Source organism: Pseudoalteromonas sp. (assembly GCF_018402495.1).
Classification (GTDB): Bacteria; Pseudomonadota; Gammaproteobacteria; order Enterobacterales; family Alteromonadaceae; genus Pseudoalteromonas.
This window is the reverse complement of the sequence record NZ_JAGYIU010000003.1, coordinates 482,235-504,222: the sequence shown is the minus strand read 5'-3', so window position 1 is coordinate 504,222 and position 21,988 is coordinate 482,235. Positions and strand designations below refer to the sequence as shown.

The window sequence follows — 21,988 nt, the reverse complement described above, 5'->3', positions numbered from 1 at the left end:
AGTGTGCTTTTAAGCAAGCACACTGCTGTATTAATAATTTTTTATTTCACCGCAGGCATTAAGCTTTTGCCATCGCTGTCGGTTTTACTTAACAGTTTTAACCCCATTACCTTAGCAAGTACAGGATAAATATCTAAACTATTAACGTATTCTATATTTAGCCCCTTCTCAAAAGCAGGCCCCGTGGCAATAAATGCAGCGGCCATATCGTCAGTATATGCATAACCATGCGTTCCTAAGTAAGGCGCTTTTCCTGCATCAGTAAACACCGCAGGCGCTGTGGTTTGCACTATAATATCACCCACTCGGCTACCTTTATTATAATGATAACCTGCAAGCTGTTCATCGGTAAGTACCGTATAGCGCCCTTTAGCCGCCGCATTTAATCGTACTTTATATGCAGCTACATCTGCATTTACTGCATCAGCTTTAGTGTAAATAAGTAAGCGAGGTCCGGTATTAACAACCATAAAATTATCATCTTTTGGCAAACTATTAACCACAATGCTTTTCTCGGGATCAACCTGCGCCATACCATGATCTGAGACAATCACTAAATTGATCTCTTGCCCTAACTGATTTAAACGCGTGTGTAACTGCCCCATAAGCGCATCTAGTTGTTTAACGGCATCGCGAGTTTGCACCGCATCTGGCCCATATTTGTGCCCCATACTGTCAACCAACGAAAAATAGCTCGCTACAAAACGCGGACGCTGTGCTTTAGGTAAACTAAGCCACTGAATAATTTGATCAACTCGGTCTTGGTAATCACCGCTTTTAGAGTAATGATAATAGTAATCGGGGGTCATACCATTAAAGCGCGCATCCGATTCAGGCCAAAAATAAACAGCGGTTTTTAAACCTTGCATTTTCGCTAAATTCCACAAGGGCGTACCGCTTAGCCAGGTGCTATCTTTAAGCCCTTTCCCCATGCTGTAACATTCGTTGTTACGTGCTTTATCACAAAATTTATTATCAACAATGCCATGATTAACAGGCAATAAACCGGTGATAATAGAAAGATGATTAGGAAACGTTTTCGATGGGTATACTGGCAGCATTTTTTGTGCTCTCACACCTTGCTCCCCCATAGCTTTTAAATTGGGGGCACCGTGTTTTTCGATATAGTCCCAACGCAAGCCATCAATAGAAATCATAACCACTGTTTGCTCTTTGGCGGCCTTTACAAAAGGACTTACCAATAGCAGCATTACAACAAGCATTAAACGCATAGTCATTCCTAATTAAGTTAGTTTTTTAATTTGCTCAAGCACGCTAGCATAGTTATTTTTAAATTGTGTGATCATCAAGGTTAACTTGCTAACACTTTTACGTAATTTAGCGGCATTTCGCATGCTATAAATACACGCTAACACCATTGATACAACACATATCAAGCCGTATAAAGCCATAGGTAGCATATCTAAATGTTGAACAATATCAGGGTAATTTTGTAATTTAATAATTAATGACTCTGGTAACATCGTATTCAACAAAGGATAAAAATCCTCTGAATCTAAATACCACGTTACTCCAGCGGCCACCAAACCAAGTAATACCATCATGTTATAGCCATAAAGCATACCAAAGTTGGTTACCGTATTTGTTGAATAACATCTATCTTTACTAATATTGTAAGCATACTCTCGATAATAAGAATTGTACCGAGTCGTATCAACTTGGCTATAAGCGTAAAAAAGCCAATCGCCAACATCCACAGAGCCAAGTAAGTCCTCTCCCGCATAAAACATATAAGGGCTGCCATCGCTAGTCTCTAGCATAATCTCCCCTTTAAGTGAGGTATTACGCTGTCTATGTATCTCAGTCGTTTTTTCTTCATAAGTATTAACATGGTGACCACCACGATAAACGCGCGTAGTTTCAGTCGTGGTGATCGCTTGCTGAGTTTGTAGAGTGTTTGAGCGCTGATCTTTATCTATCACCTTACCTAAAATAGCGCGGTGAAAAATATGCCCTTTCTCATCGCGACCCAGCACATTTTTATGCATATAATCGGTTTGATAATCACCACTGTATTCCAACATCAATGCTTGCTCTAAATCGGCAATCGTTACCGACTTAGTTAAGGTAGCGATTTCATTTTTAGTGGCACCGACTAAGGTTGCCTCATCCTCGGCGGCGGATGCTTTAGGTACGTCTAATACCGCTTGCTTTACACCGCAGCAATAGCAATGTGCCGCATCTTGGCTAATTCGTTGCTGGCAACTAAAACAAATAACATCTGATTTAGCCGGTTCGCGCATTTGTAAATGATAACCTAATTGATATTTGCTCGTTGATAATAGCGTCTCTGAGGCTGCAAATATGGCATCATAATGAGCTTCTTTTCGCGCTTTAGCCTTTTTATGATATTTGTACTCATACATAAATAGACCAATTAACACCGGCAAGGTAACCATAGCTGCAGGCAAAAATGTAAGTGGCGTAAAGCCCAGTAAGCAACCAAGCATAATCAAACTAACAACCAACCAACCATGCCACGGTGCCACCGGTATAATTACGGTCAATTGTTTTATCCCAACAGCGATGCTGGCTTTGCTCTAAGTGTGCAATAACTATGGGGATGAATCGATTGTTTTTTACCACATCCTTGGCGTCATTACTTGCAAAACTATGGGTGAGTACTAATGGCTTAGTTTGAAAAGCACTGATCACATCGCCTTTTTTTAAATTAGCAAGCACGTCTTTCTCAGCGTCAATATTAAACTCATGGACTAAACCATTTTTGTCCTCAACAGCCAACCACCAAAAACCATACAGCATATTATCGGTTCGACTCACATAACGACGCTTGTAATAATACATTGATTTGATCACCCCAGTGATCACTTCACTATCAGGTGACTGCTGTTTAACTTCATCGAGCAACTGCGGATGTATATCTTCAGCAGTAAGTAACTCACGCTTTTGCATTAAAATATCCCCACAATCACAACAGTAGTGATCGTTAGCATAAATAGTATTTTGACAATGTTGCATCTTATTCCTAAAAATTACTGTGCGTTTAGCGCGATAGAAAGAGTGTACTCACCGGCATCAAGTTGATGCCAACGCCGATACGTCTTATAACCAGGAGCCGATATTTGAATATCGTAGCTGCTTGCGTTAAGCACCATACCAGGGCGGTATTTAGGGCCAATATTCATAATACGAATAGTTGCATTAGGTACATTAGTTGTAATGGTTAGTTTCGTTTTTTGCTCTACCATGTACTGCCTACGCTGCTGTTGTTCAGCACTTAGCGATGCATCACCGTGGCGTAAAATATCAACCTTAGCAAGTGCATGACTAAGCGGTGTAAAGCGCTCATAAATACCCAAGGTCTCTTCAAATGCCAACCCTAACGGATGCAACACAGGCTGCGCATGTAAAGTCCAGCGGATCGCATAACTAAATACCGGATTACTCGACTCCTCAACTTTAGTCAAAAAGTAATTAACCGGGCTTTGCTCATCTTTAGTAAAGCTATTACTAATAAATAACACAGGTGCAATTAAAATAATCGCAGGCATAATCAGTTTTTGCAGTAAAGCACTAGGGTGTTTTTTACGTGTTGTATCAACAGGCTTAATAAGCTGCCATAGCTTAAGCGGCAACTTACTGAACGTAAGGCATATTAAAAATAACGACAATGACATCGAAATAGGCGGAATAATCACCGAACGCAATGCTTGTTTGCCATACTCAGCATACTCACCACCATCTACAAATTTACCTTCGGCGCTATTTAGCATGGCTAAATATCTATTGGTTCGTTTTTCAATATTTGGATCTAGCACCTGCTCTTTAAAACTTTTTTTGTTCCAATCAGCGCGAATATTGTTTACATATAAATCGCCCATTCGGTCCGCTATTTTCGCTTGTATTTGAGGGTGTAACTGAAACGCCACCCACGACAAATTAGGCGCTAAACTCAAACCATGTTTAGCCATTTCATTACGCCACTGGCTATTTGCCTCATGAGTAACTTTATCGGCAACGGCCTGTGCAAATTGCGCCCGCTCGTTAATGCGCCAATGGCTACTTAGCGTTAATCCTTTTGCAGCAAAATGAGTGCGTAACTTTTTAGCCGTGGTTTGATGAGCGCGGAAGGTAATTAAATTATCAATACCAAATTCGTATCCCGTGTCAGTAACAAATAACTGCGCAAACTTTGGATGTTGTAAAAAGCGTAATTGATAATGATCAGGGTCATCCGTGTATTTATAACGCTTATCTTTAATGCCACCGTCACCACCTGTAGCAAGGCTAGCTGCTTGCAGCGCGGTATAAACGCCACCAGTTAAAAATCCCATTAACAAACTACTGGCTGCATTTTCTGTTGCCGAAATATCTTCAACAATAAGCCAATAATCAGGCTCAATATAGCCAATTCCCGCTTTTAAAATAGCGCTGCGATAATCAGCCCCCGCTCGCTCATAACAGCGGTTACGGCGATCCTTTTGGCTGCTTTTTTTATAACGCTCAGAACAGTTAGCTACTTGCTTATGATAACCGTATATTTTAGGACCATATTTTTGTGCTCGTGCTGAGGCTTTAGCAATGTGCGCTTTTTGCGCTTGCTGATACTTGCCCCAGCCATCATTTATTTGCTGTTCAACTTGTTGCCAATAACCTTGCTCGCGCTGATCAATTTCTGCCAATGTTTGATTATATTTTTTACTCCCACTGGCATATGTTTTGTATTTCCCCACTAACTCATCATAAAGTTGGCTATATTCGTCATAATGCTTATCAAAGTCTTGGTATGCCTTTTTTTGTACAAACGACGCAATAATTTTTCGTTTATCTTGCTCAAGGTTGTCAGATAATGCCGCATCACCGTATAACAAACCGCCAAAAAGCGCTAAAAAGGTTAAGTTTTCAGAGCTATGAAGCTGATTGGTGTCATAATTTAAATCATTCACTTTTATAGAATTAATAGCCAAGGCATCTCTAAGTGCCGCGCTATAAACAGCAAATTGTCGCTGCTGTGCAGAAGAAGGCTCAATTAAGGTTTTTTCGATTGCATACTTTTGGCCATAAAATACCACCGGCCAAACCAAACACACCAAAGCAATTAACGACATAACACCGCGGCCTACTTTTGCCACCATGGCTTTAGGTAAAAAATCAGCAAGTAATAATGCAACGCCAACCCCAGATACCGCTCGTCCATAAATTTCTAGGTGTTCTAAATCCTCAGTTGAAGGAGTTCCTAAGCCGACTAACGACACTAACTGCGCGTTAAAAATAGCCTCGGGTAATAAATATAAAGTAGCGAGTAGCAGCAGTAATAGGCGCCACCAAAATGGTTTTAGTGTTGTTGTCATTTAAAATATGCTTATTATTTTTGTTTACGAAGTTCAAGCTCAACAGCAGGATCGGTTTCTAAGCTAAAGCTCTCATCAGCCTCGCGTGCGCCAACTTCAAGATTAGGCACAGGTACAACAGCTGCCGGCTTGATCCGATAAGAAATAGCATTAAGTGACTTTAACTGGCCACCAATAGCAGGATACAGTTGATTTTCCTGATACGCAGACAGTTCATCTAAACGCATTAAATCTAAATCGTTTGGCAAATTTGCAATTTGTTTAGCTATAGGGTGTGTACCTTGGTAAGGTTTTACAGCAGGCAAACCAAACACCGAACAAAAACCATATACGCTGTCATCAATAATCACAGAGTCTGGCCTTAATCGCTTTGCTTGTGCTAATAAACTTTGCTCATGGTAGTCATGGCCATTTATTGAATACGTCGCAATATTAATTTTACGGGCATTGGCGCTGGGTTTTAGCTGCGCAGCACTTTGTTTGTAATGGCGAATATCTAACACATAGCCAAAATTACCTTTTAATTGCTGTGCCAGCGAGTCAAGTTTTACAGGACGGTCATAACGCGTTTCGCGGTGACGACGATTAGCATACGACTGCATACTCGCTAGCTGCTCTTTGTTACGCTCATAAATAGGATCGTTCTGCGCGCCACGCTTTAAATCTGCGGCCAACTTATTCATTGATACCTTTGAAGGTGACTGAATATACATCATATAAATATCGGGGTTAATATCGCGCAAATGCGTTAAGTTTCGCAGCTCTAAACTGCTAAAAAAATAATTATTTGTACCTATATATTGATACGCTAAATAATCGAGCATTTTTAAATCTGCAACCGACGCGCGAGACTTAATTTCAATATTTAATTTTTGATGCGGTTTACGATAACGGGAAAATGTAGTGGCCAACGCTTTAAATGAAGGAGGAACATCGCCCGTTAACAGCCCCGTTTGCTGATCTCTGTGGCGTAAAAAGCCCCATTCCTTAGCATATCGAATAGACTCTATTTTACGTTGCTTATTATCCACAGTGCCGGTTTCCCGACCAGTGCGTGCATCATGATGAACAACCCATACATCATCACGGGTAAGGCGTACATCTATCTCTATTACATCAAAATTATTATCAATGGCGTCAATTACCGCATTCAAAGAGTTTTCGGGGTAACGAATTGAGCCACGGTGGCTTTGCAAATTAAAGTTACTGCATTGGCGTTCGCTTAAATAGTTAATGTTACCTAACTGAGTTTGGTAAAAACCACGTGCTGCCATAGCGTCTGCTCGGGCACTTAAGGCTTGTTGCTCTTTAACTGATACAGGATCAGTCGCAACTGTTTTAGGAGTACTATTACATGCAGATAAAAAAATCGCTAACATGCTGACTGATAAAATATTGATATAAGTTGAAAGACGCATCATGCTCACTCAGCCAAAAGGCTTTAACTCCCTGAAAAGAATAGTTGTGTATTAACAGGTTATATGAATGACAGCTTAATTTGAAGTGAAAATTATAATTAAAATTAATAATATACAAGCTGTTAGAGAAATCTTAACATTTAACTATAAAAACCAAAAAGGACGACCATGATCGACTTTAAAACAAAGATTACACCTGCCCGTATGCAGCGCACTACAGCTAACTTACAAATGGCGCTTGAAAGCGATCGTGGTCGTATTATTAACAGTGCTGCCATTCGTCGGCTGCAACAAAAAACCCAAGTATTTCCCCTTGAGCGAAATGCAGCGGTACGTTCTCGGTTAACCCATTCCCTTGAAGTACAACAAGTTGGGCGGTTTATAGTGCAGCGCATTTTTGCTAACTTAAACTATCAGCAACAAAAAGACTATGGCCTCTACGGATTAGAGCGCCCCCTAGAAAGCTTAGTAGAAATGGCCTGCCTTATGCACGACATTGGTAACCCGCCATTTGGTCACTTTGGCGAAGCGGCAATAAATAACTGGTTTAATACCAATTTAGCCAGTATCACACCATCACGTTGCCAAACGCCTCATAGCAGTATTGGCATTATTTTTAAGCACTTAGCTCACGATATTTGTCACTTTGAAGGAAACGCACAAGGCATACGCATTATTCACTCACTGCTTAGCCTTAATTTAACCTACAGCCAAAGTGCAGCAATTTTAAAATACACTCGCCCTGCAAGCTTAGCCAAGCAAGATATCCCTCAAAATAAAAACTACATTATGAAAAAAGTAGGGTATTACTACAGCGAAAAAAACTTTATAGAAGCCCTGCAAACTGAACTAAAAATAGAGCCCTACTGCCGCCACCCAGCAAGCTACATTATGGAAGCCGCCGACGACATTTCTTACTGCCTTGCCGATATAGAAGACGCGGTCGAAAAAGACATATTAAGCACTCAATATTTATGTGAGCAACTGAAAAAGCAATATCATAAAGCACTGATTAATTTAGCCATTACCGACACCCAGCACCAAAGCTTTGTGGATGACGCTATAAACTACGCCATTGAACGCGCTCAAGCCCAGCCCTTTAATTTTAATAGTGAATTTTTTATTTATTTACGCGTGTCATTACTGCACCCGCTAGTAAACCATGGCGCAAAACGCTTTATACAAAATATAGAGCCAATTTATCATGGCGATTTTAACCATGCATTATTAGAAGATCGTAGCTACTTGCATGCAGTAACCCAAGCACTCAAACAGGTCGCGCTTGAGCATGTATTTTCCCATAAAGAAGTAGAAAAACTCGAACTGCAGGGCTACCGTATCATTAATGGCCTGCTCGATTGCTATAAACCTTTACTGCTATTGAGCAGCGATGACTTTAAACGCGCACTGCATGGCGATACCCGCTTATTAATAGAATCGAGACTAGTTAAAAAGCTCTCCAAAAAGCATTTAAGTAGCTACCAACATGCCATAAATGCAATGCAAGAAGAGCCTGACCACTTTGCCGCCTACGAATTTTATTATCGATGCAGGCTTATTCAAGACTACATTAGCGGTATGACCGACCAATTTGCTTACGACGAGTACCGAAGTTTAATGGTAATTGACTAACGCTTCTAGATAATTTTTCACTTTACGCTTAAAATTAGCGCATTGATGTTTAATCGCTTTTGAGTTTTATGAAACCGTTACTGAGTTGCTTACTTTTTTGTTTGGCTTTGTTTTATAGTGCCAGTAGTACCGCTTATAACGAAGCCATGTGTATTCTTATAAAACAAGAAATGCAGCAACACAGCCATAACAAAGCCAGCCGTAAATACCGCAATGCCGCCCGCGACTTTGAAAAAAACTGCACTAACCCACCAGCAGTAAACACTCAGACAGCACCTAAATTGCAGCCTGTTATTAAGCAACCCCCGCCTGAGTTTGTTAATCCACCAGTAACTAAACCCATTTCAGTTATGCCCTCTGAAACTGAGCAACCTATTGCCTCTGAAAACACCAAACAAACTAAAAATAATACAACTGCGGCATTAGCCACGGCAAAGCCTGATGAATCACACGTTACCCCAACAGCAGTGGTTGAACAAAACACCTCTGCTGTAAAAAATGAACAACCAAATAAAACACCAGCCAGTGTGTTATCAAAAGCGGAGAAAAATACGTCACCAGAGGTAAAAACAACCACTGTTAAGCCAGCACAAACAGCTGTACCTATGACTATAAAAGCCAGTGAGCAATCAGCAGTCATTGCCTCTTCAACAGCTAAAGAGTCCAGCATTAGAGCGCTAGTATTATCGAGTGTGGCACTATTGTTAGTCGTGTTAATAACGGTTGCGGTATTAATACGCCTGCGTAATCTTAAGCAAAATAAACAATCGGCTAATAGCAGTGTGCCCTTAAACGCATCCGCTCCAATAAAGACAGAAAATAATCAAAGTCATATCAATAAAACAGCCCACCCTATAGCACACCCTGATCAGCCAAACACAGCAGCCGAAAGCCCTTCAACAATATCAAATACAAGCGAAATGGGCACAGTTAAAGTAAAGCCGGAACCTAACACGGCTGAGTTTGAAGCGGCCGCTAAAGCAACCTTAGAACGGATAAAAAATGCAGCTGAATTTGCTGAACCACAAATACGAGATTATGACCCTCACGCCAAACAAACTAAAATAAAGCGCAACCCGGTTGAGCAAGCCAGCGAGCCGGTTATACCGGTTAAAAACAAAGCGCCTATAACTTCTTCACAGGTTACACCTGAGCCCATTACACCCGCTCAACCTAAGGTAGATTTGCATCCACCTAAAAAGCAGCACCCATTACAAAACACAATCACTGAGCACGACTTTAAAGAGCCAGAGGTACGTACTTTCGACCCTAACGTACCGCTAAAGGCTAAAAAAACATCCCTAGAAGCAGAGCAGGTAAAAGCGGCGCCTAAAGTGCCAAGTAAACCAGACAACGCACAGCAAAGCAGCAACCCATTTGCTAACCTATCCCTTGATGAAAGTTGGGATCCAAACTCACCCGAAAAACCAAAAATAGAAAAAAAACAACGTGCCCCAAAATCACAAGCACTAATAGATGCCGAAGAACGCGCAAAAAACATGCAAACAAAAGAATAACAAGGTACTATAAGAAATAGTGAAATTAGGAACAGTGAAATAGGTTTTCAGACCATGGTTATGTTCTTAAGCTTACATTCAGTGGCTGCATTTTAAGATAGCTTATTATTTAAGCAATATTCAAAGCCACTTACACCAGAAAAAGCTATAGTAAGGAAAAACCTATACACATGAATGTTATGTTATCAGCCAAACCAAGATACCTTATTTATACCGCCTCTTTATTGCTGATGACCTTGTTAAGTAATTACACCTACGCAATAGACACAATTCATCTTGAAAATAAAAACCACACTATCACCACCTCTATCAATATGAGTGCCGGTGAATGGCCCCCATTTTTAAGTAAAGATCTTCCTCACCAAGGCGTAGTTGCACACCTAATAACCGATATATTTGCACAAGCCAACATCAAGGTTAACTTTACCTTTTTACCTTGGCCACGCGCTTACCACGACACCATAAATGACAAATACGCAGCCACTGCCGTGTGGATGTTTGAACCACAGCGCACCGACGACTATCTATACAGCGATCCGGTGCTCAATGAGCGCTTTGTATTTTTTTATCACAAGCAACACCCGTTTGATTGGCAATCAATTAAAGATTTAAAAGGTTTATTACTCGGCGGCGGCCTTGCCTACAGCTACGGCAAAGAATTTGATAAAGCCGAAAAAGAAGGTGTATTCGACATGTCACGCGTTAGTACAACAGAGCAAAATTTTAAGCGCTTAGCCATGGGCCGTATTGATGCCTTTGCCGAAGAGCAAAGTGTAGGCTATTTCACCTTAACCAGTAAATTACCCAAGCTTGTAGATTCTATAAACCATCATTCAAAGCCATTATTAATAAATCAAAGCTTTTTGTTATTTCCAAAGAACAACAAAAATAGCGAACAATTACGCTCAATATTCAATCAACAACTAGAAAAATTTAAACAAACAGGCCGCTACCAAACCTATTTTGACGCCTTAAATAACGGCGCTTATCAGCCTAGACATAGCGCCTTAGCCGACTAACCTGGCGGGGCTTTATGCTGCGCGTTTTATGTTTGGATCGCGGGTTTCGGGCTACGAGCTACGGGGGGATGGTAAAACCTAACCCCTGTTTTTATATTTTCTCATTTACCCTCATTGTCTTCTCTTTGTGCAAACATGTTTTAAGTGATTTATTCACCACAGAGATTAAGAGACGCTGCGCTAAATAGAGTAGGCTCTAGGTTCAGGGCTGATATCAGGCTGTTTGTAAAGCTCGCTACTCGTCGCTCGAAGCCCGTTGTCTTCTCTGTGTTCAAATAGTTTTTAAGTGATTTATTCACAAAGAGGTTATGAGACGCTGCGCTTTTAGAGGAAATAAAAAGCCAAATATAGATCTGTAGCAGCGGTTTTATATCGCGTCAGATTAAGCCTAAATAAATATTTACCACCGAGGACACAGAGCTCACAGAGAAATGCTTAAAAAATATTAATCCACCTCGGTGCAGCGCAAAGCGCCTCGGGAACCTCTGTGGTGCAAAAATTGTTTTTTAAGTTAAACGCACGAGGTAAACTCCCGCCTGCGGGTATGATTGACATCCGGATTTATTGTAGGTCGTGCTTTAGCGCGTCAAAGCAATAAATTTCCACCAACGTAAAAAATTATCCCCTAAACACACACCTTGCTGACGCGAAAAGCGCCGCTTTAAATAGCTCGAAGCCCGCTTCTCGCAACTCGACGCTCGATGCTCGACGCCTTTATGAATACATGTCGCGTTGGCGACGGCAACCAAGGGGCGAACGATTTTTAAGGTTGACTCTGCTGCAAATAATTCATCCATGAAACTGGGTTACTGTCAGCATCCATGCTTCCACTTACTCGCGTCGCGTAACTTGTCAGGCTAAAGCTTACTACTCTCTGAATCTATATTATTTACTAGTTCCTTAGATAGTTCTTGCAGTGCTCTTTTAACATCTAAAGGTATAAAACCAAGATCTAAAGGATTAGAAAAAGCTAAATCTGAATTCTTAAATTCACGTAGATTTGCGATATTAGCTAAATAGCTCTCAAGTAATTCTGCCTTTGCTTTTCGCTTTAAATTTTGGCGAAATGTTTCTGTAAATTTACGTATTTCTTCAGAGTCGTCATCTTCAAAACGCTCACAATAAACTCGCTTTGCCATTTCAATTTGAGTTAAACCAAGCTCATTTATAATAAATTTAATTTTTTTTTGTAATTCTTCGTGTTTTTCCATTTTCTGTCCCAATTTGTCCCAGCACCCTATTTAAGATGATTTTGCTCTCAAAGCGGAGAGCTTACATTTAAGTTAAATAAGGAAAATATCATGAAAAATATGAATCAAAGTGCCGCTGCACGAATCCAAGCAGCAGAAGCAAAAGCTAACAACGGCTTAGTTGAAAAGGGCAGCTTTGCTGCTCGAGCTCAAAGAGCTGCTGCAGGTAACCAGCAAAGCCCACGTCCAGCTCCACCTAATGGCCCTAGCAAAACAGGTAAGCCATCAGGAAAAGGGCGAGGTAACAACGCACCCAAGTCAAAATAAAGTGAACGGATAGCGATACGCAAGTATCGCTATCTACATTGTTTTAAATTATTCACAAAAGAGGTCTGAAATAACTTAGCGTTTGAAGCTAGTTCTGACTCGGGTACTTCTCTCATCGTTTCGTCTAAAGCACATATACAAGCTTTAGCAGTAACCCTCTGCGAAGCTTTACTAAAAATTGTGTCTGAGCTTGCACAAAAGCTTACTATTTCTACAATTGCCCCTGTAGAGTATCGCTTAGGTTCTAAAAATTCTTTATCTACCTTATATGCTCCTACAGCCCCTATAAATAAAGCTGCTTTAACCGAAAGTAACGGCTTTTTAAAACGTTTATAAGTATGGCCAGCAAATGTTTTTTCGCATTTATTACAGTTTATATGTGCTCCATACTCAAGTGTATTTTCTTCTGTGCACGCAGGACAAATAATATTTAGTGGCTCTGGTGTATTATTCTTTTTTTTAAAAAAGGCTACCATCTGACTGGAACTTCCATATTCTAACTTTGTGCTCATCATATTGATTTTAAGTAACATTTCAAGGCTATTATTTTAATAATTACATACGTAACTTACAGGCTTAAACTATTTAGCTTTTAAATTGCTTTACTTTCATGCAGTGAACGCTGAACCACTTGATAACAAATCGCACGTTGCTGCTCTTGGTTTAAATTTACTTGTCGCATCGAAAGAATCGTTTTCACTATTTGTTTATGCGAAACAATTGGAAACAGTGGGCGCTGCTTTAGTTCAACAAACCAACCAGGAAAGCACAAAACAGGGAAAACTTGAGTGTTAAAACCCGTTGCTTCATATAGCCATTTGTTCACCCAGTTTGCTTGATTTTGAGTTTGCTCTAACGGCTTACTTTCAAACCAAGAGGGAAATGCTAAATGATTATTCTCAAATTTAACTTTGTAATTTGTATCGTCTTTTATTCGCTTGTGCCTACCCTTGGTCTCAATAGCAAAAATACCATTTGGCCCCACGACTAAGTGATCAATGTTAAAACCATCAGCTTGTATATCATGAAATACTTGGTATCCGTGTGACTGTAACTCTATAAGTTCAGAGGCAACAGCAAGTTCAGCATCACGCCCAAGCTTTAGTTTTATTAAGTGATTTGATTTAAACCACAGCTTTCTTGCTACATAGGCTAAACCCAACATGATCATAATAATTAAGAAGTAATTAAACTTGCCGCTAGCAAAAACTTCAGCAATCCCTTTGATAGCAAAAGGCATTGTAACAATTAAAGCAGACAAGAAAATTAAACCTATAACATCAACAATATTATCATTGACTTGTTCACTTAGAGTTTGAGCGGCAACACGTTTTAATTTATGACGTTCGATAGGAAGTTTAGCACTGCGTTGATGTGACCAAATACGAAAAAACAAAATGCCAAGTAATGAGTAAACACTACCAACAATAACTAAAAGGCTTAAACCTTGGTTTAAAAAATCATCCATGACGAGTTCCTGTAATAACAACGTATTCTTTATACATTAAAAACAGGAACATGTCGCGTTGGCGACGGCAACCAAGGGGCGCTATTTACTAAGTTAATGCGCCGACCGCCCCTTGGAACCCCACGGCGCCCCGAGCATTAGTGCGTAGTGATTGTGAAAATACAGCGCTTTTCAAATTTGATGGTTAAAGCTCGATATCATTCAAAACAATCTTACAAAATGATTTGAATACATCAAATGCTTCTTGCCACACCAATTTATGACTATCGTAAATCATTGGAACAACATATTCATTAAAGCGCGTTTCATAGAGTGAATTAGTTTGTAACACGTTTAAAGCAAACTTAAGTTCAATAATCGGTTCTGCCATAAACTCTAAATGCTGATTACCGTAACGGGTAATATCTTCCGCGATGACTTTTTGAACTAAAGGTACTACATCTTGAACATTCGCCAATCCAGCGTGTTGAATATAATATGTATCATAAATATGGCGAATTAGCGCAGGATCATCGTCTCTTTTATTATCACGTGCAAAGCTCGCTGTTCGCCTAAGCATAGACACTAACTTTTCAGCTTGTGTACTCTTAATACTAGAAAAATCCATCAGCGGCACTTCAGGTGCCTGTTGAGTTACCTCGTTCACTAAAGAAGATATATTGCGGCTTTGTACGTTATCAAAAAGTAACGTTTCAATAAGCTCTAATTTAATAAACGGTCGTAAGCATGGGGCTTTTGAATGGGCTTGAGGATAGCGAATATCAATTTGTTGATATCGATATTCATCAAAAACAGTTGGAGTATTTTCTACAGAAAAATAATCATGTGAATTAATTGCAGCAATTAACTGTAAGTGGAGCGCTTTTCTAGCCTTTCTTCTTTTAGTTTTAGACGTGTTAGCAGTTAAATCTTTGGGAATGATTTTTATATCAACATCTTCAGACATTCGATGAGTTTTAATGCCTGACTTTGTTAATGCCGTACCACCTGAAAAAACTAAAAAATGCGTATCAAAAGATAACTCACAAAGTAGCTTAAGTAATGCAACTACATAGTAATCTTTTTCAACAATGGCAGGATTACCCATACCAAGAGCATCCGCTACATCTAAAAATAAATCGCTATCAACTCGCATTTATAGCGCTGTTATTTACAACAATTTTACGCTTAAATCGGCTATTGGTCATTATTTTAAATGAAGCGGGAACTTGTAAGCTTTCACCATTAAGACTGCGTTGTGTAAATTCATCAAACTGGTACTCAACGCCCAGTTTTTCAATAGCCTCTAAAATGACACCATCTGCACCCGCAGGTGAAGCTGGCATTAACTTACCAGTAATGCGATTTTCTCGCGCTTTAGTATAAAGCCCATAACCAATACGTAACAACTGGCCACTATCAACTAGCTTTTTTAAAACACGGCCAACTTGGTCGTAACCTGCAATATCAGCAAAATCAGCGCGCTCAAAAACATAACGCTTAGAGCGATTTATTCTTGTGGTTACTTTACTTGCTATTGTCATATTAATTACCCTCGTTGCTTAGATAAAATATAGCAAACATACGACATCTAAACAATGCAAACATACGACACTTAGTTGATGTAATTACATCATCTTAATGGTATCTATCACCAGTAGGAACGCGCTTTAACTGTAATTGTTTTAAATTATTAGCTTCGAGCGACGGGCTTCGAGCTACGAGCAAATCCTAACACCTAGCTCCTTTTACTGTCGTAGGAACTGGCTTTAGCCGTGATTATCTTAAAACCAATTTTACCACCGAGCTCACCGCGGCGCGGCGCTACACAGATAAGATAAAAACAATGCGGGCGACGAGCAAGCTCCTGTTACTACCGTAGGCATTAAGCTTGCTGACGCGGTCTTTATATTCTTTCTCTAAAGCGCAGCGCCTCTTAATCTCTGTGGTGAATACATCATTTACAATCAATTTGCACAAAGAGAAAACAATGAGGGTAAATGAGAAAGCAAAGCTTCGGGTGACGAGCCGCGAGCGACGGGCTATAAATTCAGCTTAAAATGTAGGTCGTGCTTTAGCGCGTCAAAGCAATAAATTTCCACCAACGTAAAAAATTATCCCCTAAACACGCAGCTTACTAACGCGAAAAGCACAGCTTTAAATAGCTCGAAGCCCGCTTCCTGCAACTCGACGCTCGATGCTCGACGCCTTTATGAATACATGTCGCGTTGGCGACGGCAACCAAAGAGAAGTAACCGCCGACTTCTCTTTGGAATCTCTCGGCGCCCCGAGGATCACACTATTTCCTCAATTTAAATTAATGATATGAACGTAAATGCTGTGTATTCGCCGTCCATGGCGAAGTCACAGCTTAACGCGCCTCCATGCGCTGCTATTACTCATCATTAATTCAATTTCGGGTGTGATCACGGGGGAATTGTCTTAACAGCGGCCTTTAATTCAATAGTGAGTTAATGCTTGTTTACATTGCATTTTTTAGTAAACTGAACATTCACTAACAGGGAGCGATTTAATGCAGCAAATAGGTATTTACGAGCAGTTAATTACACAAGTAATTAAGCAAAACTTAAATCGCGATCAATTTTTTTAATTGCAAATTTTTAGTTATGTCGCGTTGGCGACGGCAACCAAAGAGAAGTAAACGCCGACTTCTCTTTGGAATCTCTCGGCGCCCCGAGGATCACACTAATTCCTCAAGCTAAAAGTTGATATGAACGTAAACGCCGTGTATTCGCCGTCCATGGCGAAGTCACGGCTTAACTTGCATCCATGCAAGTGATTATTCATCAATTTTTAGCTTTCGGGTGTGATCACGGGGAATTGTCTTGGCACTCGCCTGTAAATTTGTTGTTATTAAAAGCGTTATGTATATTAAATTATCTTAACTGTTTGGGTAATTTTAATGGCTGCTCAAAACCAACAGCGCAAATGGCTTTCGAGTAAAGAGGCCATTAAACATCTAAAAATATCAGGCTGTGAGTTAATGCACCGCCGCGAACGTAGCGAGCTTAAGTTTGAAAAGCGCGGGCGGGCGTATTTTTATTTTATTGAAATTAAGGATCAATAAGTGATATTTCACGATTTACTGCAAGAAATGCAAGCAAAAGAACAAAACGTATCATCCCCGCAGGGCTTCCAAGACTATGCGAACGCTAATAATTTAAAAGCAAATACAGCAGCTTCAATATCTATTGATTCATTAAAAAAATTGCCAAAAATTTTAAGAGATCAAAATACCATGGTGTTAAGGCTTGGCTCCCGCCCAGCTTCAAATCAAACTTATTTTTCACTTGTAAAAACAAATGATGTAAACGCTTTCTTTTTTAATGACCAAGCTTTGTTTGGTCAATTACACCCTGAGCTGTTTTTACCAAACGTATCAATTCGCAGCTTATTTGCCTTTCAACTCCTACCAAAAGTAACTGAAACCTCAGTTGTAAATCTAGCTATAGCATCAGGGTTAATGGCTGAAGCACTTAACTTAAAAGATGACAAAACCATAGTAGTGCCAGCAACGGGGCAAAGTACATTCACATTTAACTTTAAGCCACTCGCTAACGAAAACGTCGTTCTTGAACATATAAATGGTCAAGTTGAAATCGATGCTGTATTTGTTGCTAAGCGGGACGGTAAAGAGCACTTATTTGTGATTGAAGCAAAACATGGCGATAAATTTGATTCACTAGCCAAACATAAACTGCTTTACCCTAGTTTAAGCCTAATACAAAAGCTGCCTTCATCTATGCCAATTGTGCCTGTTTATTTACGGAGTATAAAAACACCTAACGGTATTGATTTTTATATCGCTGAATGCCCTTGCATTGTAAATCAACAAGATGGGCTATATAGTTTGGATACATTAAATCCCTGTAAAGTGCAGGCACTACATTTAGCAAATTATTAACCTATGAACGCAGAGCAATTTAAGCAACTTGTAAAGAAAGTAAAAACAGCCAAAAAGCTACCTGATGCAATCTATTTTCATAAAGATGCATTTGCTGATGCACCTGCTGAGTTAGTCAAATTTATTAAGGTTGTTGCTCAAGCTCTTAAAGTAGATGAAGCCGATTACGATCTCTTAAAGCTATTTAAAAACGACTTTAGGCTTTCGCTGTTAAGTTACCCTACATTTTATGAAGACTCTTACCCAGCACTAAAGCAAAGTGTTACTGTTGATTTAGCAAAACTGTCGCATAAAATTACTAAATACGATAACAGCGAAAACCCGCCGATATTACACCGAAAAGAAACCATGGTTTCGCCAACTAATAAGCACTACCAATTATTTTGTGACTTAACTGCTGAAGGTGAGCAAGCCGGTTTATATGAAAACACGCGTATGATTGGCTTTAAAGGCTCGTGGGAGCGATTAATTGCTAAAAAAGGGTATGAGCTAGTTGATGGCCGTTTGTTTCGTAGCTCTGCATTACAAAGCCCTAATGATGACAAAACAATCGACAGGCATTTAACTGCAATTGTTCGCCATGAACTATCAGCACCTCTAAAAACATTAGCTAAAAACGGATTTTTAAATGGCGACTATTCAATTTTTGATTACGGCTGTGGCCGAGGTGATGATTTAAGAGAGCTTGAGGCCCATGGAATAGATGCACTAGGTTGGGATTTAAACTACCGCCCCGATGCAGATAAAGTTATTTCTGACATTGTTAATATTGGATTTGTAATAAATGTAATAGAAGACCGTGATGAGCGGATAGAAGCGCTACTAAGTGCATGGGAGCTTTCACAAAAGCTATTGGTTGTGTCTGCAATGTTAGGTAACGAATCACTCGTTAGTCAGTTTCAGCTTTATAAAGACGGTGTGATTACAAGCCGAAATACTTTTCAAAAATACTATACGCAAGCTGAGCTTAAAGCGTTTATAGAAATAAGCGTTGACGAAAACGCGATTGCTGTTGCCCCTGGTATTTATTACATATTTAAAGATAAGCAGCTCGAACAACACTTTTTACAAAACCGCCATAAACGTACTTATAAGTGGCAACACCTAACAGCACCAGAACCCGTAAATGAAGAACAAGCACGAATTTTATTTACGCAGCATCAGCAGCTTTTTGAATCGTTTTGGCTCACATGCTTAACCCTTGGCCGCTGCCCAGCTAACAATGAGTTTGTACAAAGTGACAAAATAAAAGAGATTATTGGCTCCAATAAAAAAGCGCTACAACTTGTTTTAAAGTGGTTTGAAGAAGACGAGCTAAAAACAGCTGAAACAATGCGAAAAGAAGATTTACTGCTTTACTTTGCACTTGCTATGTTTGAAAAGCGTAAACCTTACACACAGCAACCAGAAGACTTAAAGCGTGACATAAAAGCATTCTTCGACACTTACAAAATAGCGCAGCATCAAGCCACTGAACTGCTTTTTCAAATAGCAGATAGTAGATTAATTGAATCATTGTGCCTAGAAGCTGAGAAGATATTACCTGCAGGTAAAGTCGACTTTGAAAATGGGCTACCACACTCACTAACGCTACATAAGGACTTTATCACCTTATTACCTCTAGTACTTCGCGTCTATATAGGCGCAGCCCTGCAAATGTATGGTGAGCTTGATGATATTCAGCTTATTAAAATTCACATACATTCAGGTAAAGTCACACTACTTGGATATGAAGGTTTTTATGACTCCCCTCTTCCACAGCTTAAAGAGCGCGTGAAAATAAAAATGGGAGAGCAAGATGTAGACTTTTTTGATTACATTATTGAGGAAAAGCGCCCACTACTTCTTAATAAAATTGATTATATTGACGATACGTTTGAGGACTATAAAAAACAAAAGGCGTTTAATAAACGCCTAAATAAAGAAACACCTAACCTTAGGAAAGATAAAACAATATTTTTTAAACATTTAAATGAGTTGCTATCAACAAATAAACTTACTCTTAAGCAATATCGTTTCTATGGTATATAAAAGTTAATCTAACTTTAGTGACTCATAAAACTTTTCTTTTAATAATGTTTTTCGTTTTGTGAAAAACTCTTGCTTCGGTACATTGTTATCATTATTCTCATCAAATATTTTTCGTGTTTTTTGAGTAATCCAATGTCCACCGAGTCCTGAATTTTCAAGGTATCTAAACGACTCGGAAAATGGCTTATTAGATTTATCTATATTCTGTGCTTGAGGTAATGGAAACATATTCCCTATTGAATTTACATGGTAGTCACGAGAGTCATCTGCAAAATAGGCTGTGATGTTAGATTGTTCCGGAGCCCTTGGTTCCATGTGATCTAAGTGCAACTTCGACACTTCCTCTTCTGAGATTCCTATATTGATGCTTTTAACCGCTAGCTTGTCAGCATCTAGAGAGGTTGATAACAGCTTAGCGAAAAGTACCCTAACTTTAATATCAGAAGAGTTATATTGCCAGCTATCTAGCCAAGAATAAAAGAGATCTTTATTCTCATCATTCAGAGGATTCAAATCAGAATAGTATACGTTTGAAGAAGTTTTATTATTTTGACTTAGCAAACGATTACCCATTTCTCTAGCCCCTTTATAATCTTTATGAAGCAATGCTAAATGAGACAGCTTTATGGCTTGGCTATTTAGTTTTCCAAACTGTTCTTTATTCTTATTTTCAATAAGCTCATCCAGAAAGCTTTGAACTTTATTAGGTCTGAAGTTAGAGCAAATATGGTTTTGTATGTATTTTAGGATAAGACAAAAATACCCAGCCATAACACCATTGTATTTAAGTGCACATAAAAGTGATATTAATTTAAAAGCAGGGCTTCTATCTTTATTGTATTCAGCCTTTAAAGCTAATTTTTCTCTTTCTCGATCTTTAAGTTCAAAGGTGTTAACGATTATTCTACAAGCTTGGAAAATATTAAAATCAATTGTTATATCTTGCGACTTATATGCATTCTGATTTTCTAAGTACTTTTTCACCTCTTCTCTATACTTATCATTTTGATTATAACCGATAGATGTTGAACCGCTCATAAAGGCTGTGGCAAAGAACGTAATATACTTTTTACGATAGTCAGCAGTGTCACTGTATATTTCATCACCCCATTGATTTTCTAAAGTTTCTATTTTTGCGTCAATGACACTATCACATTCCTCACTTTTCAAGCAGTACTTCTTATAGAACTGATTTTTAATTAAATCTAAATCAGCCAGATCCATTGAGCGATCATTGAGCACTTCAAATAAAGTATATGCATCTTTCGGGTTACCAGTTTGTACTACACATAACTTTATCTCGTGCAAGAACGAAGATATCTTATCAATAAGAGACTTTGCAATTTCAAAAGGTTTATCTTTTGTGTTAAGTACCATGAAAGAATCGAATATTTGTTGGATTGCATTTGTATATTGTTTTTCAATTTTAGTTAAATCTTCCTCTACTATTCGTAACCTTGGCTTGTTTTGATCATTTAAAGTAATATATACGTTTGATAGAGCTTTTGAGAATTGTGAATTAAATGACTTTCTATCATATGTTAAGAGCATTGAGTGCTTAATTATAAAAGTAGTTAATTCATCTCTGTGGACATTTTGAAAATCACTGCTATCTTCCATTAGCTCAGGTAGATGGACTAGGTTTCTATATTTAGTAGAAAAATTATTCCTACCATCTTCCTTATCTCCATCATCCATTTCTTCTATGCTCTGAAATTCCTCAAGTAGTGCATTCCCATCAAACTGTTCTATTTTATTATTAAAAAGATATTCACTAGACTGTTGAAGTTGTTCGAAAAGTTTCGATAAATGTAATATCTTTGATTGAGCAATAGCTTGTCTTGTAGTCACACGTAAAAGTAAGAAAAGAACATAATTAGTCAAAAAAATGGTAGTGAAGCGTTGCTGTCCATCTATTAGGTCATGAGTTTTTCTTTCCATATCAGCAACAGTTACAACTGAGCCTGCAAAATATTCCGTTTCATCTTGGCTATGCCAGTCTTCAATCAATCTTTTTACCATCTCTTTATCCCAGCTATATGGCCTTTGATAATGAGGAATTTTAACTTTATTAACTGCTAATGCTTCAGATTGTACATCACCACTAATCTGATAAAAATTTACAATTTTCGCGCCTTTTAAATCCATT

The 21,988-nt window shown here is 38.9% G+C and carries 19 protein-coding genes; 7 read left to right on the top strand and 12 right to left on the bottom strand.

What is annotated here, in order from left to right; genetic code table 11:
• Nucleotides 1-41: 41 nt before the first annotated feature.
• Genes KG708_RS12040 through KG708_RS12020 form a run of 5 tightly spaced genes read right to left on the bottom strand, consistent with a single transcriptional unit; the run spans nt 42 to nt 6,754 of the window.
• On the bottom strand, nt 42-1,232 hold the full coding sequence (locus KG708_RS12040) for an ectonucleotide pyrophosphatase/phosphodiesterase (protein WP_213610090.1): 1,191 nt from the start codon (nt 1,230-1,232) through the stop codon (nt 42-44).
• A gap of 12 nt (nt 1,233-1,244) precedes the next feature.
• On the bottom strand, nt 1,245-2,528 hold the full coding sequence (locus KG708_RS12035) for a hypothetical protein (protein WP_213610088.1): 1,284 nt from the start codon (nt 2,526-2,528) through the stop codon (nt 1,245-1,247).
• The gene (locus tag KG708_RS12030) at nt 2,479-3,000 is read right to left on the bottom strand and encodes a hypothetical protein (protein WP_213610086.1); all 522 of its coding nucleotides are present in this window, start codon (nt 2,998-3,000) and stop codon (nt 2,479-2,481) included. Before KG708_RS12030 ends, KG708_RS12035 begins: the two co-directional genes overlap by 50 nt.
• A gap of 14 nt (nt 3,001-3,014) precedes the next feature.
• Nucleotides 3,015-5,333 (bottom strand): carboxypeptidase regulatory-like domain-containing protein, encoded by a 2,319-nt coding sequence (locus tag KG708_RS12025; protein WP_213610084.1) that lies wholly within the window; start codon nt 5,331-5,333, stop codon nt 3,015-3,017.
• A gap of 14 nt (nt 5,334-5,347) precedes the next feature.
• Nucleotides 5,348-6,754, bottom strand: a complete 1,407-nt coding sequence (locus tag KG708_RS12020) for a glycerophosphodiester phosphodiesterase family protein (protein ID WP_213610082.1) — start codon at nt 6,752-6,754, stop codon at nt 5,348-5,350.
• Nucleotides 6,755-6,919: 165 nt separating this feature from the next.
• On the opposite strand from KG708_RS12020, the gene dgt reads away from it, so the two are divergent.
• The 3 genes from dgt (at nt 6,920) to KG708_RS12005 (ending at nt 10,919) form a co-directional block, all read left to right on the top strand.
• Nucleotides 6,920-8,383 carry a dGTPase gene (gene dgt, locus KG708_RS12015; RefSeq protein WP_213610080.1) on the top strand — a complete coding sequence of 488 codons (1,464 nt, stop codon included), beginning with the start codon at nt 6,920-6,922 and terminating at the stop codon, nt 8,381-8,383.
• A 68-nt stretch (nt 8,384-8,451) separates the two neighbouring features.
• Nucleotides 8,452-9,900 carry a hypothetical protein gene (locus KG708_RS12010; protein ID WP_213610078.1) on the top strand — a complete coding sequence of 483 codons (1,449 nt, stop codon included), beginning with the start codon at nt 8,452-8,454 and terminating at the stop codon, nt 9,898-9,900.
• A gap of 170 nt (nt 9,901-10,070) precedes the next feature.
• On the top strand, nt 10,071-10,919 hold the full coding sequence (locus tag KG708_RS12005) for a transporter substrate-binding domain-containing protein (RefSeq protein ID WP_213610075.1): 849 nt from the start codon (nt 10,071-10,073) through the stop codon (nt 10,917-10,919).
• Nucleotides 10,920-11,497: 578 nt separating this feature from the next.
• On the opposite strand, the gene KG708_RS12000 is transcribed toward KG708_RS12005, so the two are convergent.
• Together KG708_RS12000 and KG708_RS11995 are read right to left on the bottom strand one after the other, a co-directional pair.
• Nucleotides 11,498-11,716 (bottom strand): hypothetical protein, encoded by a 219-nt coding sequence (locus KG708_RS12000; protein ID WP_213610073.1) that lies wholly within the window; start codon nt 11,714-11,716, stop codon nt 11,498-11,500.
• Between the two features lie 60 nt (nt 11,717-11,776).
• Nucleotides 11,777-12,130 carry a hypothetical protein gene (locus KG708_RS11995; RefSeq protein ID WP_213610071.1) on the bottom strand — a complete coding sequence of 118 codons (354 nt, stop codon included), beginning with the start codon at nt 12,128-12,130 and terminating at the stop codon, nt 11,777-11,779.
• A 90-nt stretch (nt 12,131-12,220) separates the two neighbouring features.
• Between KG708_RS11995 and KG708_RS11990 the strand changes: the two genes are divergently transcribed.
• A complete protein-coding gene (locus KG708_RS11990; RefSeq protein ID WP_213610069.1) occupies nt 12,221-12,436 on the top strand; it encodes a hypothetical protein in 216 nt (71 codons plus the stop codon).
• Between the two features lie 29 nt (nt 12,437-12,465).
• Here the strand turns inward: KG708_RS11990 and KG708_RS11985 are convergent, their stop codons facing one another.
• The 4 genes from KG708_RS11985 to KG708_RS11970 form a co-directional block, all read right to left on the bottom strand.
• Nucleotides 12,466-12,969, bottom strand: coding sequence for a hypothetical protein (locus KG708_RS11985; RefSeq protein ID WP_213610067.1), 504 nt, complete (start codon nt 12,967-12,969; stop codon nt 12,466-12,468).
• A 59-nt stretch (nt 12,970-13,028) separates the two neighbouring features.
• Nucleotides 13,029-13,904 carry a nuclease-related domain-containing protein gene (locus KG708_RS11980; RefSeq protein ID WP_213610065.1) on the bottom strand — a complete coding sequence of 292 codons (876 nt, stop codon included), beginning with the start codon at nt 13,902-13,904 and terminating at the stop codon, nt 13,029-13,031.
• Nucleotides 13,905-14,088: 184 nt separating this feature from the next.
• On the bottom strand, nt 14,089-15,039 hold the full coding sequence (locus tag KG708_RS11975; RefSeq protein ID WP_213610063.1) for a nucleotidyl transferase AbiEii/AbiGii toxin family protein: 951 nt from the start codon (nt 15,037-15,039) through the stop codon (nt 14,089-14,091).
• Nucleotides 15,029-15,427: a DUF6088 family protein gene (locus KG708_RS11970; protein WP_008113525.1), complete on the bottom strand. Its 399-nt coding sequence runs from the start codon at nt 15,425-15,427 to the stop codon at nt 15,029-15,031. Before KG708_RS11970 ends, KG708_RS11975 begins: the two co-directional genes overlap by 11 nt.
• A gap of 1,379 nt (nt 15,428-16,806) precedes the next feature.
• Here KG708_RS11970 and KG708_RS11965 point away from each other — a divergent pair.
• Genes KG708_RS11965 through KG708_RS11955 form a run of 3 tightly spaced genes read left to right on the top strand, consistent with a single transcriptional unit; the run spans nt 16,807 to nt 19,839 of the window.
• The gene (locus KG708_RS11965; RefSeq protein WP_213610061.1) at nt 16,807-16,971 is read left to right on the top strand and encodes a hypothetical protein; all 165 of its coding nucleotides are present in this window, start codon (nt 16,807-16,809) and stop codon (nt 16,969-16,971) included.
• Complete coding sequence (locus tag KG708_RS11960) at nt 16,972-17,808, top strand: hypothetical protein (protein WP_213610059.1); 837 nt, start codon at nt 16,972-16,974, stop codon at nt 17,806-17,808. It abuts the gene before it with no gap.
• Nucleotides 17,809-17,811: 3 nt separating this feature from the next.
• On the top strand, nt 17,812-19,839 hold the full coding sequence (locus tag KG708_RS11955) for a DNA phosphorothioation-associated putative methyltransferase (RefSeq protein ID WP_213610057.1): 2,028 nt from the start codon (nt 17,812-17,814) through the stop codon (nt 19,837-19,839).
• A 3-nt stretch (nt 19,840-19,842) separates the two neighbouring features.
• Here the strand turns inward: KG708_RS11955 and KG708_RS11950 are convergent, their stop codons facing one another.
• On the bottom strand, nt 19,843-21,987 hold the full coding sequence (locus KG708_RS11950; protein WP_213610055.1) for a DUF262 domain-containing protein: 2,145 nt from the start codon (nt 21,985-21,987) through the stop codon (nt 19,843-19,845).
• Nucleotide 21,988: the final 1 nt, after the last annotated feature.

Bases quoted from the DNA above. Each gene is read 5' to 3' on its own strand.
- KG708_RS12040 (WP_213610090.1), bottom strand. From the start codon at position 1,232: ATGCGTTTAATGCTTGTTGTAATGCTGCTATTGGTAAGTCCTTTTGTA.
- KG708_RS12030 (WP_213610086.1), bottom strand. From the start codon at position 3,000: ATGCAACATTGTCAAAATACTATTTATGCTAACGATCACTACTGTTGT.
- KG708_RS12025 (WP_213610084.1), bottom strand. From the start codon at position 5,333: ATGACAACAACACTAAAACCATTTTGGTGGCGCCTATTACTGCTGCTA.
- KG708_RS12020 (WP_213610082.1), bottom strand. From the start codon at position 6,754: ATGATGCGTCTTTCAACTTATATCAATATTTTATCAGTCAGCATGTTA.
- dgt (WP_213610080.1), top strand. From the start codon at position 6,920: ATGATCGACTTTAAAACAAAGATTACACCTGCCCGTATGCAGCGCACT.
- KG708_RS12010 (WP_213610078.1), top strand. From the start codon at position 8,452: ATGAAACCGTTACTGAGTTGCTTACTTTTTTGTTTGGCTTTGTTTTAT.
- KG708_RS12005 (WP_213610075.1), top strand. From the start codon at position 10,071: ATGAATGTTATGTTATCAGCCAAACCAAGATACCTTATTTATACCGCC.
- KG708_RS12000 (WP_213610073.1), bottom strand. From the start codon at position 11,716: ATGGATGAATTATTTGCAGCAGAGTCAACCTTAAAAATCGTTCGCCCC.
- KG708_RS11995 (WP_213610071.1), bottom strand. From the start codon at position 12,130: ATGGAAAAACACGAAGAATTACAAAAAAAAATTAAATTTATTATAAAT.
- KG708_RS11990 (WP_213610069.1), top strand. From the start codon at position 12,221: ATGAAAAATATGAATCAAAGTGCCGCTGCACGAATCCAAGCAGCAGAA.
- KG708_RS11985 (WP_213610067.1), bottom strand. From the start codon at position 12,969: ATGTTACTTAAAATCAATATGATGAGCACAAAGTTAGAATATGGAAGT.
- KG708_RS11980 (WP_213610065.1), bottom strand. From the start codon at position 13,904: ATGGATGATTTTTTAAACCAAGGTTTAAGCCTTTTAGTTATTGTTGGT.
- KG708_RS11975 (WP_213610063.1), bottom strand. From the start codon at position 15,039: ATGCGAGTTGATAGCGATTTATTTTTAGATGTAGCGGATGCTCTTGGT.
- KG708_RS11970 (WP_008113525.1), bottom strand. From the start codon at position 15,427: ATGACAATAGCAAGTAAAGTAACCACAAGAATAAATCGCTCTAAGCGT.
- KG708_RS11965 (WP_213610061.1), top strand. From the start codon at position 16,807: ATGGCTGCTCAAAACCAACAGCGCAAATGGCTTTCGAGTAAAGAGGCC.
- KG708_RS11955 (WP_213610057.1), top strand. From the start codon at position 17,812: ATGAACGCAGAGCAATTTAAGCAACTTGTAAAGAAAGTAAAAACAGCC.
- KG708_RS11950 (WP_213610055.1), bottom strand. From the start codon at position 21,987: ATGGATTTAAAAGGCGCGAAAATTGTAAATTTTTATCAGATTAGTGGT.